Genomic DNA, 15,174 nt, shown 5'->3' with positions numbered 1-15,174 from the left:
ATTCGCTTCGTATAGTAGGCAGGACGCCAATTTACAGGAAACGTTCAGGTTAAGGAATGAGGGGAGTGCAGGAATGAATCGAATCACGCAATTTTCTATGAAAAACGTTTCCGCTTTGTTTATCATCATGCTTCTCTTATTCGGCAGCGGGATCTATGCGTCCGGCGAGCTGAAAAAGGAAAACATGCCGGATATCTCGTTCCCCGTCGTTGTGGTGACGACGCAATATGCGGGCGCGCCGAAGGACGTCATGGATGAAATCACGGATCCGATCGAGGAAAAGCTCGCGGGTGTCGAGGACATCGACTCGATGAGCTCGACGTCGAGCGACAACAACTCCATGATTATCATCATGTTTAAGCAGGACGTCGATATCGACAAGAAGAAGCAGGACATCGAAAGCTTACTTACGGAAGTGCGGCTGCCGGCTTCGGCGAGCACGCCCAAGGCTTCCACCTTTGGAGCCTCTTCCATGGCATCCAATTACTTAGTCGTATACGCAGACAACGGAATGAGTCAGACGGAGCTCGACAAGGTGTACCGGGATACGATCGAGCCGGGGCTGGAAAGCATCAAAGGGCTCGACCATATGGACGTCATCGGGGCTCGCGATACGAGCTTGGATATCGAGCTCGATGCCGGTGCGCTTGCGGCCTTCGGCCTGTCGCCTTCGCAAGTCAGCAATGCGATCAGCGCCGCCGTAACGAAAAGTCCGATCGGCAGCGTCAAGCTGAACGGCAACGACAAGATGGCGCGCGTGACCGGCGACATCGACACCTTGTATGCGCTGGAGCAGCTCGAAATCGTGACCGGCAAGGGAGATATCGTCAAGCTGTCGCAAGTGGCGAAAGTCAAGGCGATTACCGAGTCCGACTTCAAAGGACGGTTGGACGGCAAGCCGGCGATTGGGCTCATCTTGTACAAGGCAGGCAGCGCCAACGCGGTCGATTTCTCGGACGACATCCACAACCAGCTCGAAAGCTGGCATCAGACGCTGCCGAATGTCGTGTTCAAGAGCACCTACGACAGCGCGGATCAGATCAGGGACTCGATCAACGGCATGCTGAAGGAAGGCATCGTCGGGGCTCTGCTTGCCTCGCTGATGATTCTCGTGTTTTTGCGCAACGTGCGTATGACCTTGATCGTGCTGGTGTCCATTCCTCTATCGATCCTGATCACGCTGCTGCTGATGTGGCAGTTCGATTTGACCTTAAACACGATGACGCTGGGCGGGATGTTTATCGCCGTCGGACGGGTCGTAGACGATGCGATCGTCGTCATCGAGAACATTTACGCCTCGCTGGAGAAGGCGCAGGCCCGGAACGAATCCGTCATTGCGCTTGCCACGAAGCAGGTTTCGATGGCTATTACGTCCTCAACGCTCGCCACCGTCGGCGTATTTGCGCCGATGGGGATGGTAAGCGGAATTGTGGGCGCCGTTTTCCGGCCTTTCGCCATCACGCTGGCCTGCGCGCTCCTGGCCTCGTTAGTAGTCGCCGTAACCGTCATTCCGATGCTGGCGAAAATATTGGTGCTGCGCGGCGCGAGAAACGTGAAGGCGCATGACGAAACGAAGCCAAGCCGTTTCACCTCGTTCTATGAGAACGTGCTGAAGTGGACGCTTATGAACCGGATCAAGACGCTGCTCATCTCCGGTCTGCTGTTTGTCGTTACGCTGGCCGCTACGATTCCGATGCTGAACGTGTCGTTCCTGCCCAGTAGCGAGGCCTCGAGAACGATGTACTTCTCTCTGAAGTTTCCGTATGAGACGTCCTTCGAGGCGACCGACGAGAAAACCAGAGAGCTGGAGAACATGCTGATGGAAACGAAGGACAGCCGCGGAGAACCCGTCTTCAAATTCGTCGAGGGACTTGTCGGATACAGCGGCAACGACGATGAACGGACCCCGTACGCTTCCCAAATTTATTTGGAAGTGAACGAGAATGTTGATCCGGACAAGGTGAAGGAGCAGGTGAAAGCCTTCATTGTCTCCGAGCTGCCGCAAGGCTCCGAGGTTGAGCCGCGTTCACTCGGCAACGACTTCGGCGGAACGACCACGGACTTCTCGTATTCGCTCAAGGGCGAAGATCAGGACCAACTGGTGAAAGCAGCCGCGCTGGTCAAGGAAAAGCTCCATACGTTCCCTGAATTGAGCGAAATCGAAGACAACCTGAGCGATGCGAAAACCGAGGTCGAAATCGCAGTCGATCAGAAAAAGGCGAGAGCTTACGGTCTGACGGCCGCAAGTGTGCGCGATACCGCCCGCGCTTGGATTCAGAAGCAAAGCATTGGCGACCTCAAGCTGGATAACGAGACGTACACGACGACCGTATCGCTCGATAAATCCGACAAAGATACGCTTGAGAAGCTCGGCAACCTCCCGCTGACCGGGGTTAACGGAACCACCGTCTATTTGAAGGAAATCGCCAAAGTCAGCGAGATTCAATCGGCGGCGGCGCTCACACGCGAAGATCAGCAGCAGCTCGTGAAGGTGACGGCCAAAATTAATGCCGACAACAAAAACGGCGTCAGCCAACAAGTGACCACGGCGCTGAACGCGCTTGAGCTGCCTGACGGGGTATCCCGCGAAGTAAAAGGAGTTTCGGCCGACATTAACGAAAGCTTCTCGCAGCTGTTTATGGCCATGGGTGTAGCCGTTTGCGTCGTGTACCTGATCATGGTGCTCGCCTTCGGGAACGCAGGTGCGCCGTTCGCGATCCTGTTCTCGCTGCCGCTTGCGGCGATCGGCGGCCTGCTCGGACTTGTGCTGACGGGCGAAGCGCTGAACGTTACGTCGATGATCGGCTTTATGATGCTGATCGGAATTGTGGTCACGAACGCGATCGTGCTGATCGACCGGGCGCAGCAATTGCGCGAGGAAGGGTATACGGTGCGGCAGGCGCTGCTTGAAGCGGGGAAAGTTCGCTTGCGTCCGATCATCATGACGGCGGGTGCGACGATTATGGCCTTGATCCCGCTGGCGCTCGGCTTGTCCGGCGAAGGGGCTTTGATCGGCAAGGGGCTTGGCGTCGTCGTGATTGGGGGCTTAACGACTTCGACGATTTTGACGCTGGTCGTCGTGCCGGTTGTGTATGAAATGATCGAAGGGCTCAAGAACCGGGTATCGCGCAGGTTCAACCGTACGAAGAAGGTCCAGGAGCCTCCGGCGAAAGCGCTCGAGATGTAGAGTCAGGCATCGATCGAACAGAAATAGAGATAGAGAAGGTTGAGGAGGCCAAGAGATGAGAAAGGTTAGTGCGGACAACAATAGAGCGTTGAAAAGTCGCTCCGTCGGCGTACTGGTCGTTGCAGCGGCGATTGCCGTTACGGCGGTCGGCTGCTCCGTTCCGGGGCAAGGAGCGGGTGCGGCGGAAGCGCAGCTCCAGGTACGGGCGGTCCGAACGGAGGCGGTCGTGAAACGCGACATCGGACAACCTGTCGAGCAAGTCGCAGACGTTGTGGCGCTGAACGTGTTGGATATCCTGCCGAAGGCAAGCGGCGAGGTGCTGGAAGTGCTGCGCAAGCGCGGCGAGTTCGTGGAGAAGGGCGATGTGCTGTTTCGGATCGACAGCCGCGATGCGGAGTCGGCGAAGCGGAAGAGCGAGCTGGCGCTCAGCAGCGCGCTGGAATCGCTGCAGAAGGCGAAGGACGACCGGGTCAACAACCGCAAGGATTTGGCCGATGCGGTGACGCGGGCGGAAGTGGCGCTGAACAATGCGGAGCAGGATTACAATAAAATGCGCAACGATTTCGACGCCGGGAAAGTGACGCAGCACCAGGTTGATCAGTCCAAGCAGCAGGTGGATAACGCGCGGATGAGCTTGGAGTCGGCACGGAGCAAGCTGGCGGCGAACGACAATTCCAATACGATCGCTTCGATCGAGACGCAGGCGGAATCGGCGCGTATTTCCCTGGAAGACGCGACGCGGAATTTGGACAATTACAGCGTGAAGGCGCCGGCGAGCGGGCTCCTGACCGATTTTAACGTCGTGGCGGGACAGACGGTTTCGATGAATGGGGGCAAGGTCGGCCAAGTGCAGCAGATCGATCCGGTCAAAATCAAAACCGAGCTGTCGGAAACGAATTACCAGCTGGTGAAAAACAAGCAGCAGCTTACGTATTACAGCCCGGACGCTCCGGACAAAAAAGGGACCGCCGCCATCAGCTACCTGGCGCCGGTCATGAGCGCCCAGAACAAGACGTTCACGCTGGAACTCGAGGTGCCGAACGCAGACGGCGCGCTCCAGCCAGGCGCCCGCGTCATGGTTCAGCTGACATCGGATGCCGAGCAGCAAGTCGTTGCCGTTCCGACCTTAAGCATCGTGCGCGAAGAGTCCGCGACGTACGTATTTGTACAGCAAGGCGATCAATACCAGAAGCGCCAGGTCAAGCTCGGCCGCATTAACGGCTCCTATCAAGAGGTGCTGGAAGGCGTGAAAGAAGGCGATCAGCTGGTCGTCACAGGACAACACACGTTGAAGGACGGACAACAGGCAGACACTTCCAAATCATAAAGCGAGGAGAGAAATCTAGCATGAGAAAAAGAACCCCTTGGAAAACCGGCATAACCGCCGCGGCGCTTGCCGCGATCCTGGTGCAAGCCAGCGTTCCCGCGCTGGCCGCAGACGCGCAGACTTCCGTCGTATCCGCTCCTTCCGTTAATTACGGCTTGACGAGCGACATCCGCGCCGCATTGAAAGGCGTCTCCGTCGAATCGACGGCGCAAGGCTTGCAGCTGGCGGCCGTCGTCCGGCTATATAATGGCGGAACCGTCCAAAACCGTGTGCCCGAGCATGAGCTTCGCGTACGTCAAGCGGACGGCTTGACGTATACGCTAAAGCCCAGCGCCACGAACAAAACGGCGCTGCAGCCGAAGGAGATCGGCGAGCTCGTCTATATGGCTACCGTCGACAGCAAGGCCGAGTTCAAGCCTGCCGACCTGTCTTTGGTGAATGTGAACGAATACACGTATCCGAAGCAGGAAACGACGCTGCTGACGCTGCCGGCCGCAGACCAGGTATGGTACGGGGCGGGCTCGGAGAACGGGCGGCAGCGCGAATCGCTCGCCTGGGGGACAACCTTCCGCATCCCCGGTTTAAACTCGGAGCTGGTGTATACGCCGGTCGGCTTGTCCAAGCAAAGCACGGCCCAGGGGACCGCAGATGTCGTCACTTTGCTGGTTGAGAACCCGGGCGTCGGCAAAGAGACGGTGCCGAGCTTCCGTATCGACGGCCGCGCGGCCGCAAAGACGTATACGGGCGCTTTCACGGACAAGCAGCCCGTCGTTGTGGAAGCCGGCGCGAAGGCGTACGTACATATCGCGATTCCGTACGAGAACGGCTCCGCACTGACGGAATTGTTCGTCATGACGACGGATACGTTTACGCAAGCGGGTAACCCGGCGACGCAGGTTGCCATCGATACAGGGCGGCTGAAGCTGGCATTGCCGGACGGCGGGCAGGCTGACCGTCTTCCTGACGCTTATACGCTCGGAACCCCGATTGCCTTCGATCCGCTGACGAAGGTCGTCGATGCGCAAACGGAAGTATCGCTGATGGAGCTGCATTTGCACGAAAATCCCGACGAAGGCTACCAGACGGTTGTCGGCAAGTTCAAGATTACGAACAAGGGCAGTATACCGGCGGCGCTGCCGGCGTTCCAGACGCAGCTCGTGAGCGGCACGGGCGCAACTTATGCCGGATCGAGGCAATCCAATGTTGCGGAGACGCTTAATCCGGGTCTGAGCTACGTGATCAGCTACTCGTTTAACGTGCCGCAGTCGGAGAAAGGTGACGCACTGACGCTGAAGCTGCTCGATGCGCAAACCGCTTCGCCGTACGTAAGCACAGCGGCTTCGTTAGCGACGTCGGTACAGCAGGAGACGACCGAAGAGCGTCTCGACCTGTATCCGTTCGACGTTAGGCTGAACTACTACACGATCTCCGCCGCGACGACAGGCGCGCAGACGATTGCGTACACGTATAAAGTGCTGCTTGATCTCGATATCGCGCAAGCGGAGGACGTGGTCGCCGACGCCAATTCTTCGAAGCTGCGGTTTGAGGTCGTCGATACGCTGGGTCGCATTCTGGGCTCTACGGACGGCGTGTTCACGGGCACGAACAAGCTGGTAAGCGGCAGACAAACCTTGACGTTCGCCAACATCAAGAGCGAGCAGCTTGAGTTCCCGGTAACCGTGAACGTGTACGAAGTCATCCAAACGCCGGGCGGCGAAGCGAAACGTCTGCTCAAGACGCTGCGTTAAGCTGCGCATAGGATGAAACGGACGGACGAAAGCCACGGCCGTTGGCATACCGCCTGAGGCAGTGGCCGGAAGAGCGTGCGTTTGGCAATTCTCGACATGAAATGCTATACTCTAGACAAATTTATGTCACCCGAGTTGAAGGGAAGGAGTTGACCATTGTCATGAGGGGAAAGGCCAAATATACTGCAGGGGTCTCATTGATTGTTATGTTCATCGGCTTTGTAGCCACGATTCCGTGGGATTCGATTGCCTGGGTGCGGTTCATACAGAGCGGATTCGAAGCGGGCCTGGTTGGAGGACTGGCTGATTGGTTCGCCGTCACGGCATTGTTCCGGCATCCGCTCGGTATCCCGATTCCGCATACGGCGCTGCTTCCGAAAAATCGCCAGCGTGTGACGCAGGCGCTGATTTCCATCGTAGAGAACGAGCTGCTCAGCAAGGAGAGCTTGACCCGGAAGCTGGAATCGCTGCAGATCGGCCGTCGGCTGCTCGAGCTGATCGAGCGGAAGCTCGGCACGACGGAAGCGAAAGCGGCGCTGATCCGCTTGATCGAGACGGTGCTGGAGCAAATTCCGTGGGACGAAGCGGCTCGTTTGGCGGATCGGGAAATCAGGCGGCAGGCCGGCTCGTTGAATGTGCCGGAGCTGCTGCAAACCGGCGTAAGCTATGCCATCGAGCGGCAATACGACGAGAAAGCGGTGAATGGGCTGCTTGATGTCGTATACGATCTGGTCAGCCGGACGGACACGCGAGACCGGCTGGGCGCGCTTGCCGTGAACGCCGTTTCGCAGATGAACACGGGAGGCTTTATGTCGTTCGCGATGAACGCATTCGCGGGGTTTGTCAGCGAGGAGAAGCTGGGAGGGATCATTCAGGAACAGCTGCTGCGGGAAATCGTCCGGTTGAAGAACGGGCAGGATTCGAACCGCCGGTGGATCATGGGCGAGCTGCGCGCCTATGCCCAGTCGTTCGGTAAGAGCGAGGAGCAGCGCGAAGCGCTTGAGGCGTGGAAGACCGAGCTGCTCGGCAGCCTGGATTTAACCGATAAGGCGGCGCAGGCGCTCGGCGATATCCGCGGACGTCTCGCAGTTTTTATCCGCGAAGAACGGTTTGCGGACGAATACTTGATTCCGTATTTAATCCGTGCGATCCACAACCTTAAAGCGGATTCGGACAGCATGCAGACCATGGAGCAATTCATCCGCTCGGGACTGACTCAGTGGATCGGCGAAAATCACCACCAAATCGGGAAGCTGATCAAGGAGAACGTCGACCGCTTCGATAACGCGACCCTGATCGAAATGATGGAAGACAAGATCGGACAAGATTTGCAGTGGATTCGCGTGAACGGGGCGATTTGCGGGTTCTTCATCGGGCTTATTTTGGCGGCCATTCAAGAGTTCGTCTAAAGCTGCGGCGAGCCTGGGGCTGTTAACGCCGGTGCCGCTTGCATGTCCGCTCCGTGCGTCCGACCGCCCGGCAATAATGTCAACCTCGCTGATAAAGACCATGTATTCCAACTAACACCGCCGCCGCGATCGCCTCGCTTGCCGTACCGGTATTCGTTTACCGCCGTCATACCCGAGGCCGCGGCGGCTTTTCCGTTTCCGCTTCATCGGAGGAGGGCTGGCGGATAGTTTGAATACCATATGGGGGTATGGTATTATTGGCTTGAGGTGAACGATGATGAAAACCAAACCACGTATGATTTTTATCGCGGCGGCTCTCGTGACCGTTTTGCTTCTTGCGGGCTGCGGGACTGGAGGCAAGCAGACGGCGGCTGATCACGGCGGACAAGCGGAGCCGACAACCGGCGGCGGGCACGCAGGGCACGATAGCCATGCGAGCGGCGGCAGCTCAGAGAGCTCCGCTGCGTTGCAGGCAGAATGGAAGCTGTCGAAGGAAAAGCCCGCGGCAGGCGAGACGGCGCAGGTTACGGTACAAATTCGTGATGCGGACGGCAAGCCCGTCGAGAAGTTCGATGTCAACCATGAGAAGCTCATGCATCTGATCGTCGTCAGCAAGGACTTGTCTCACTTTGCACATCTGCATCCGGATTACAGGCAGAACGGTTTGTTCCAAGCGGACGTCCCATTTCCTACGGACGGCGAATACAAGCTGATCGCGGACTTTATTCCGGCGGGAGGGACTGCACGGACCGAGACCCATTGGGTTGCCGCAGGCAGCGGAGCGGGATCGCCGTCGGCGCTGCAGCCTGATGCGAGCCTGGTCAAGACCGTGGACGGCAAGGAAGTGGCGCTGACCTTCGACAAGCTGAAGGCCGGGCAAGAGACGACGATGACGTTTACGATCAAGGACGCCCAGTCCAAGGCTCCGATTACGAACTTGCAGCCGTACCTTGGCGCTGTCGGTCACGTTGTCGTCATTAGCGGCGACGCGGAGCAGTACCTTCACAATCATCCGCTGGATGAAAGTGCGAAGGGGCCGAATGCGGCTTTCGCTACGACGTTCCCGAAGGCGGGTTTGTATAAAATTTGGGGCCAGTTCCAGCACGAAGGGCGCGTATTCACGGTGCCGTTCACGATAAACGTACCGTAAGCAGAGCGAGCTTGATCGGTTTGCGCCGTTTTCTGCTATAATGGAAATCAAGCGGAAGCTTGTACTGTGCGGAAAAGGGCGGTGATACCCGTGATAAACAAGCTGCAGGACCAGTGCGATGAGACATGCGAGGGAACATTGCAGATCGCCGAGCTGAAGCAGCAGCTCATCTCCGAATCGACGGCGGCGGGGCTGGCGGATATTTTCAAGGCGCTGGGGGACCCGACCCGGGTCAAAATCATTCATACGCTGCTGCAGCAGGAACTCTGCGTCCATGATTTGACGCTAGTGCTGGAGATGGGGCAATCGGCTGTCTCCCATCAGCTCAGGTATTTGCGCAATTTGCGAATTGTCAAGCGCCGCAAGGTCGGCAAGACGGTGTTTTATTCGCTCGACGACGAGCATATCGAACAAATTTTTGTCCAGATGCTGCAGCACATGAAGCACGAGTAAGCCCGCCGAAGGCGGGCTCTTCTTTTTTACGGCCTGGCCGCATATGCTGGTAGAAGCATAGGCCGTCCGCGGCCGGGAAAGGGGGAACCCCGGTGCTGTTGAGGCGCAGATGGAGAAGCGGTCCCTCGGGCAAGAGCAAGCTGCGGCGTCATATCGCAATCGTTAGTGTCGTGCTGCTCCTGCTCATGATTCAATTTTATATGTACATCGATCGAAGCCTGGTGCCTCCGCTCGTGCATTTGGCTACGGTGCGCATGAAGCAGGTGGCTACCGAATCGATTAATGCAGCCATATCGGACCGCATCGCGCAAAATACGAACTTCGAGAAACTAATCGATTGGAAGACGGACCGGAACGGTAAAATTACAGGTTTTATGCTGAACTACGCCGAGCATATGAGAATATCAGCGGACACGATTCAAATCGTACAGAAGCGGTTGGACGAAATCGGGGAGCTGCCGGATCACATTCCGCTCGGGCAGGCGATGAAAAGCCCGATTCTCGCTTCCTTCGGGCCGGAAATTCCGATTAGACTCGTACCGGCGGCTGCGGCGAAGGTAGACTTGAACACCCGCTACCAGAACGCCGGGATCAACATGATCTTAGTGGAAGTGTACATTAAAGTCCGCGTGGAGGTAACCGTCATCATCCCGTTCGATTCGCAAACGGAGGTGGTGGAGACGGAGCTGCCGGTCTCGTATTCGCTTGTCGTCGGCGATGTGCCGACGTATTATTTCGACGGCAAAGGCAACCCGCTCGGACAGACCAACCCGATGCCGCCCGGCGTCGCGTTGCCGGAGCTGAACATGCAGCCGGGCAAGGGGATGCCATCGAAGGAAGAGGCCGCGGCGGAGGGATAACCGTCCGGAGAAGAGCGAGTGAAGGGGCTGTGCGCAAAACCGGTTTTGGAATTTCGAAGTCCCATGCCAAAGAACCTTCATCTCCACGTTGACCGTGGTTATGAAGATTCTTTGCTTTGTCTTGTCCGGCCCGGGTTCGGTTGCAGTCTTTCGATTCTTTACGACGGAACGGCTTACTTCTTGCGGCGCAGACGCTCTTCGCGTTCCCACTTCCGCAAATAGGGATACGGGTCGAACGACCAGTCCGTCAGTCCGTTATCCCGATACAACCCGTAGTGCAGATGGGGAGGGAATTTTCCGGAGGTGCCGGGCTTGCCGTAGCCGGAGCTGCCGACCCAGCCAATGACTTGTCCGGGTTTCACGACTTCCCCTTCCTTCACTTCTTTTTTGTTAAACCCGGACAAATGGGCGAAGTAATGATATACATTATTTAAATCACGAATACCGATCCGCCAGCCGCCGTACGGATTCCAGCCCATCACTTCGACGATGCCGTAGGTGGCGCTTCGCACAGGTACGCCGTAACCCGCGAACAAATCGGTCCCTTCGTGGATCCTGTACCCGCCCCAGCCGCGGCTCGCTCCCCAGGTGCTGCGGTACGCATAATCGCTGCTGAGCGGTATGACGAAGTAATGTTCGTGCAGGTCCAACGTATCGAATTTGGCGTAAATCCGGGCAAATTGCTGGATCCGCTGTACACTGCGCGAGTTCTGATAATAATCCCACAAGCCGATGCGCAGGTCTTCATCCGAGCTGCCGCGCTTTAGTAAGAAGGTTGCCATGGCATGCAGCCGGTCCAGATCGTTCGAACGGTCGGCGAGGTTATCCCCGGAACCGTCTTTGCCCATGCCTCCGAACAAGATAATGCTCTGCGGGTTCCGGTCTTCGTGATCGGGATTCAGCATGCCGCCCCACTGCAAATCCGTAAAATAAATCGCGACCGTTCCGTCCGGGGCCGGTCTTTTTTTGGCAAGATTGATCGTTCGTTCGTATTGATCCACAGCAGCCAGGTAATACCAGGGGATTCCAGTCAACGCGCTTGTTTTGTCAAAAAGGTCTTTTCGCTCTGCAAATACGGCCTTCATATTCGCCCCAGCTTTGTTTTTGGCTGTATTGGTAGCCGGAGGAGCCGCTGCATGCGCAGATGAGCCCGGATCGAAATTCCATACCGCAGTTGCGAGTAAGGTGCTGCACATCCACATTGAGAAGTTCCGCGTTAAAGATGCTGCCATTAAAATAGCTACCTCCTAATCACGTACGGTGAAGCTCTACGCTCGCTTCAATAACGTTAGCTTGTGCCGCGGATTGTCTTTTTATCCCGCAATAAGTTTGATATGATGCTATGGGAGGGATGCGCATATGTCTTTTAATCACCGGGACGAGCATGTGGACGACGGGATGCTGCTGCTGCAGGCGAATTTGGACGATATGAACCCGGAGTGGTGCTCCTACATTACCGACTTGCTGCTGGAAGCGGGAGCTAACGACGTTTACTGGATTCCGATTATTATGAAAAAGGGACGTCCCGGCGTGATGCTGAACGTTTTCGTGGATGAATGCAAAACTGGAGACATGGAAGCCATTATTTTCGCCGAGACGACGACGCTCGGGCTTCGATATATGCGGGCCAGCTGTCATAGGCTCGGCCGCGAGTTTATCGCCGTGGATACGCGGTGGGGGACGGTGCAGGTGAAGGCCGGCTTTCATCAGGGTAAGATGGTGCAGTTCGCCCCAGAATTCAAGGAGTGCGAGCAGGCGGCGAGGAAGCATCAGGTGCCGCTAAAGCAGGTGTATGACGAGGTGCGCCGTTTGTTTCTGGAAACGTACGGAGAATAAGCTTGAAGCTTTTCCCATAAGTTAGGGGATAGCGAATCCGCTCTCGGTTCCCTGACGGGAACGAAGGAGGAAGTGGAACAAAAACGAACAGGCTGAGGCAGCCTGTTCGTTTTTGTTTTAGGCGCGGACGCCTTGCCCCTTATCTTTCCCGCAATCGGCCGGATCAGACTTCAGAGCCTTGGCCCACTAATGCTGGTGAGAATTCAGGCGCTGCGTGGAATCTCCGTTCACCCCATTGCCCGCCCGGGCTGCGCCAAGAACAGAGCCGCTCTCGTGCAATTTTTGAGGGGGGTCTTGGGGATGGTCCCGGTGCAGGTGCATGCGCACCTGTTCTTGATGATGCTCGTGATGGTGATGATGATCATGCTCGTGCTCGTGTTTGGCGTTGTGTCCGTCATGATCATGCTGATGATGCTCATGATGATGGTGATGATCGTCATGACTATGGCGGTGATGCCCGTGGTCATGATCATGCTGATGGTGGTGCTCGTGATGATGGTGGTTATGCCCGTGCTCGTGATGGATCTCATCGTGGTGCACGCGCCACTTGTTCAGGTAAGGGTCCGCTTGTCCGACGACCGCACGCAGTACGTTCGGCTGATTCGGCAAGTCGCGGGTGCCCGCGCCGTAACCGATCGATTCCACGATCATCGGCGGAAGTCCTTTGGCGAATTCGTCCACCACTCCGGCGATAATACCGGCGCCGGTCGGCGTCGTCATTTCGAGCGAATAGGCGGTCGGCGCGATCGGCAGCCCGCGCATCATTTCGAGAGTGGCGGGAGCGGGCACGGGATAAATGCCGTGATCGCAATGGACCGTGCCAGAGCCAAGCGGAACGGCGGAAGACAATATTTTCTCGATGCCGAGCGAGTCGACAGCCAGCGCTACGCCAACAACATCGGCGATGGAATCGATGGCGCCCACTTCGTGAAAATGCACGCGATCGATCGGAATATCGTGAATTTTGGCCTCGGCGATGGCGATTTTCTCGAAGATGGCAAGGCTCAGCTTGACCGTTCGCTCCGAAAACCCGGCTTGTTCGATGATGCTTACGATTTCAGAATAATGGCGATGATGCTTGGGAGGCGTATGCGGATCGAGCAGCACGTCCAGCTTTAGTGCGGAGATGCCGCGTTTGTTCACCCGCTTCCATTCAAGCGTAAATGGCTCCACTTGAATTTTGCGCAATTCTTCTTCAATATAATGGCGATCCGCCCCGGCGTCGACCAAGGCTCCTAACGTCATATCGCCGCTGATGCCGGAGAAGCAGTCCAAGTATAAAATTTTCATCGGTCATCCCTCTTTGTCTGGTTCTTTATGATCAAGGCTGCGTTGTAACCGGCGCCAAATCCGTTGTCGATATTCACGACCGAGATGCCGGGCGCGCAGGCGTTCAGCATGGAAAGCAGAGCGGCCACGCCTTGGAAGCTGGCGCCGTAGCCGATGCTTGTCGGCACGGCGATGACCGGCACGGCGACAAGACCGCCGAGCACGCTGGCCAGCGCGCCTTCCATCCCGGCGACGACGACGACAGCGTCGGCCCCTCGAATAAGCGGGAGCCGGCGGAATAGCCGGTGAATGCCGGCAACCCCGACATCGTAGACGCGCTCCACGCGGGTGCCGAAGCATTCGGCGGTCACGGCAGCTTCTTCGGCGACAGGCACGTCGCTCGTTCCTGCGCAGACAACCGCGATGTAAGGCGCCGTGCCGGAAGCGTCCGGCGTTTGTCCGCCGCGCAGCCACGTTAAGGCGCGCGCTTCGGCGCGGTAGACCGCGCCCGGGAACCGCTCCAGCACGGCGGCTGCTTTGTCTGCGCTAACGCGGGTGGCGAGCACCCGATCGCTATGCGCGGACAGCCGCTCCATAATGGCTGCAATCTGCTCCGCGGACTTGCCTTCACCGTAAATGACCTCGGGAAACCCCGTCCGTTCAGCCCGGTGCAAATCAAGCTGCGCGTAGCCTAGCGTATCGTCGATACCGGGAACTCCCGGCGCTTGCCCCAAGACCGCTTCGCGCGCGTCCGTCTGTCGGCCGGCATGCGCTGCTGCGCCCGCCGGCCGCTCCGCCGAAGGCTGCTCGCGTTCTTCCTCTAGCAGCCGTTTCGCTTCCGCGACGTCCAGATCGCCGGACTGAACCAGCTTCAATATATGATCCATGTTCATCATACGAACAAATCCTCCCCGGGAAACACTCATCTTAGTGTAGCATATTTCGAAATCGAACGAAATTCGCGGGATGGATTGTTGCGCCATTCATGATATAATAACTTCAATAAACATTATTAGTAATGTTCGGATTCCAGCAGAGGAAAGTAGGGATAACGATGGCGACACCGTCGATTGAGCGAAAACCGGAATGGTTAAAAATTAAATTAGCCAACGGCGATTCTTATAAAGAACTGAAAAATATGATGCGCACCAAAACGCTCCACACCGTATGCGAAGAAGCTAAATGTCCAAATATTCACGAATGCTGGGCGAACCGGACGGCGACGTTTATGATCCTGGGGGACATTTGTACGCGGGCTTGCCGATTTTGCGCCGTCAAAACAGGCTTGCCGACCGAGCTGGACTTGCAGGAGCCGGAACGGGTAGCCGAGGCTGCCGAGCAAATGGGCCTTCGCCACGTCGTAGTGACATCCGTTGCAAGAGACGACTTGAAGGACGGCGGAGCCTCCATCTTCGCCGCAACGATTCGAGCGCTGCGCGCGCGTCTGCCGTTATCCGGCGTCGAAGTGCTGATCCCGGATTTTCAGGGGGATGAGGAAGCGCTGCGGACGGTACTTGAAGCGAAACCGAACATTTTGAATCATAACGTGGAGACGGTGGAGCGGTTGTCCGATAAAGTAAGAGCGAAGGCAAAATACGGCCGCTCGCTCGAGCTGCTGGAACGGTCGAAGCGAATCGCGCCGGACATCCCGACCAAGTCGAGCATTATGCTGGGCGTCGGTGAAACGTGGGACGAGATCCTGCGGACGATGGACGATTTGCGCGCCATCAACTGCGACATCATGACCATCGGCCAATATTTGCAGCCGAGCCCGCAGCATTTGCCCGTGACGACCTATTACACGCCCGAGCAATTCGCCGAGTTGAAGGCGGAAGGCATGAAGCGCGGATTCAGCCATGTGGAGTCCGGCCCGCTTGTACGCAGTTCATATCACGCCCATGATCAGGTCAAATCAGCCCAGCAGTCGTAACCTTA

12 protein-coding genes are annotated in these 15,174 nt (G+C 57.1%); 9 read left to right on the top strand and 3 right to left on the bottom strand.

What is annotated here, in order from left to right:
* Positions 1-73: 73 nt before the first annotated feature.
* The 7 genes from PVA01S_RS02845 (at position 74) to yunB (ending at position 10,134) form a co-directional block, all read left to right on the top strand.
* On the top strand, positions 74-3,187 hold the full coding sequence (locus tag PVA01S_RS02845; protein WP_127605001.1) for an efflux RND transporter permease subunit: 3,114 nt from the start codon (positions 74-76) through the stop codon (positions 3,185-3,187).
* Positions 3,188-3,242: 55 nt separating this feature from the next.
* Positions 3,243-4,514, top strand: a complete 1,272-nt coding sequence (locus tag PVA01S_RS02840) for an efflux RND transporter periplasmic adaptor subunit (protein ID WP_127604999.1) — start codon at positions 3,243-3,245, stop codon at positions 4,512-4,514.
* Positions 4,515-4,534: 20 nt separating this feature from the next.
* A complete protein-coding gene (locus PVA01S_RS02835) occupies positions 4,535-6,262 on the top strand; it encodes a DUF4352 domain-containing protein (protein ID WP_127604997.1) in 1,728 nt (575 codons plus the stop codon).
* Between the two features lie 161 nt (positions 6,263-6,423).
* Positions 6,424-7,671 (top strand): DUF445 domain-containing protein, encoded by a 1,248-nt coding sequence (locus PVA01S_RS02830; protein WP_164751712.1) that lies wholly within the window; start codon positions 6,424-6,426, stop codon positions 7,669-7,671.
* 277 nt (positions 7,672-7,948) lie between these two features.
* Complete coding sequence (locus PVA01S_RS02825; protein WP_244932876.1) at positions 7,949-8,821, top strand: hypothetical protein; 873 nt, start codon at positions 7,949-7,951, stop codon at positions 8,819-8,821.
* Positions 8,822-8,914: 93 nt separating this feature from the next.
* A complete protein-coding gene (locus PVA01S_RS02820) occupies positions 8,915-9,274 on the top strand; it encodes an ArsR/SmtB family transcription factor (RefSeq protein WP_127605064.1) in 360 nt (119 codons plus the stop codon).
* Positions 9,275-9,366: 92 nt separating this feature from the next.
* The gene (gene yunB, locus PVA01S_RS02815) at positions 9,367-10,134 is read left to right on the top strand and encodes a sporulation protein YunB (protein WP_236595799.1); all 768 of its coding nucleotides are present in this window, start codon (positions 9,367-9,369) and stop codon (positions 10,132-10,134) included.
* A 173-nt stretch (positions 10,135-10,307) separates the two neighbouring features.
* Here the strand turns inward: yunB and PVA01S_RS02810 are convergent, their stop codons facing one another.
* On the bottom strand, positions 10,308-11,366 hold the full coding sequence (locus PVA01S_RS02810) for a M23 family metallopeptidase (protein WP_412761003.1): 1,059 nt from the start codon (positions 11,364-11,366) through the stop codon (positions 10,308-10,310).
* A gap of 127 nt (positions 11,367-11,493) precedes the next feature.
* Between PVA01S_RS02810 and larC2 the strand changes: the two genes are divergently transcribed.
* Positions 11,494-11,970 carry a nickel pincer cofactor biosynthesis protein LarC2 gene (gene larC2, locus PVA01S_RS02805; RefSeq protein ID WP_054796339.1) on the top strand — a complete coding sequence of 159 codons (477 nt, stop codon included), beginning with the start codon at positions 11,494-11,496 and terminating at the stop codon, positions 11,968-11,970.
* Positions 11,971-12,156: 186 nt separating this feature from the next.
* Here the strand turns inward: larC2 and larC are convergent, their stop codons facing one another.
* Positions 12,157-13,260 (bottom strand): nickel pincer cofactor biosynthesis protein LarC, encoded by a 1,104-nt coding sequence (gene larC, locus PVA01S_RS02800; RefSeq protein ID WP_127604993.1) that lies wholly within the window; start codon positions 13,258-13,260, stop codon positions 12,157-12,159.
* Positions 13,257-14,135, bottom strand: coding sequence for a nickel pincer cofactor biosynthesis protein LarB (larB, locus tag PVA01S_RS02795; RefSeq protein ID WP_127604991.1), 879 nt, complete (start codon positions 14,133-14,135; stop codon positions 13,257-13,259). Before larB ends, larC begins: the two co-directional genes overlap by 4 nt.
* A gap of 158 nt (positions 14,136-14,293) precedes the next feature.
* On the opposite strand from larB, the gene lipA reads away from it, so the two are divergent.
* Entirely contained in the window at positions 14,294-15,169 is an 876-nt protein-coding gene (gene lipA, locus PVA01S_RS02790) for a lipoyl synthase (RefSeq protein WP_127604989.1), read from the top strand.
* Positions 15,170-15,174: the final 5 nt, after the last annotated feature.

It is taken from the genome of Paenibacillus validus NBRC 15382 (genome assembly GCF_004000985.1).
Classification (GTDB): Bacteria; Bacillota; Bacilli; order Paenibacillales; family NBRC-103111; genus Paenibacillus_G; species Paenibacillus_G validus.
Note: the sequence above shows the minus strand (reverse complement) of the source record. Positions and strands in the feature narration are given on the sequence as shown.

What these genes read in the sequence shown, in the direction of transcription:
- PVA01S_RS02840 (WP_127604999.1), top strand. Translation starts at nt 3,243, where the DNA reads ATGAGAAAGGTTAGTGCGGACAACAATAGAGCGTTGAAAAGTCGCTCC.
- PVA01S_RS02835 (WP_127604997.1), top strand. Translation starts at nt 4,535, where the DNA reads ATGAGAAAAAGAACCCCTTGGAAAACCGGCATAACCGCCGCGGCGCTT.
- lipA (WP_127604989.1), top strand. Translation starts at nt 14,294, where the DNA reads ATGGCGACACCGTCGATTGAGCGAAAACCGGAATGGTTAAAAATTAAA.
- larB (WP_127604991.1), bottom strand. Translation starts at nt 14,135, where the DNA reads ATGATGAACATGGATCATATATTGAAGCTGGTTCAGTCCGGCGATCTG.
- PVA01S_RS02830 (WP_164751712.1), top strand. Translation starts at nt 6,424, where the DNA reads ATGAGGGGAAAGGCCAAATATACTGCAGGGGTCTCATTGATTGTTATG.
- PVA01S_RS02845 (WP_127605001.1), top strand. Translation starts at nt 74, where the DNA reads ATGAATCGAATCACGCAATTTTCTATGAAAAACGTTTCCGCTTTGTTT.
- larC (WP_127604993.1), bottom strand. Translation starts at nt 13,260, where the DNA reads ATGAAAATTTTATACTTGGACTGCTTCTCCGGCATCAGCGGCGATATG.
- PVA01S_RS02810 (WP_412761003.1), bottom strand. Translation starts at nt 11,366, where the DNA reads ATGGCAGCATCTTTAACGCGGAACTTCTCAATGTGGATGTGCAGCACC.
- PVA01S_RS02825 (WP_244932876.1), top strand. Translation starts at nt 7,949, where the DNA reads ATGAAAACCAAACCACGTATGATTTTTATCGCGGCGGCTCTCGTGACC.
- larC2 (WP_054796339.1), top strand. Translation starts at nt 11,494, where the DNA reads ATGTCTTTTAATCACCGGGACGAGCATGTGGACGACGGGATGCTGCTG.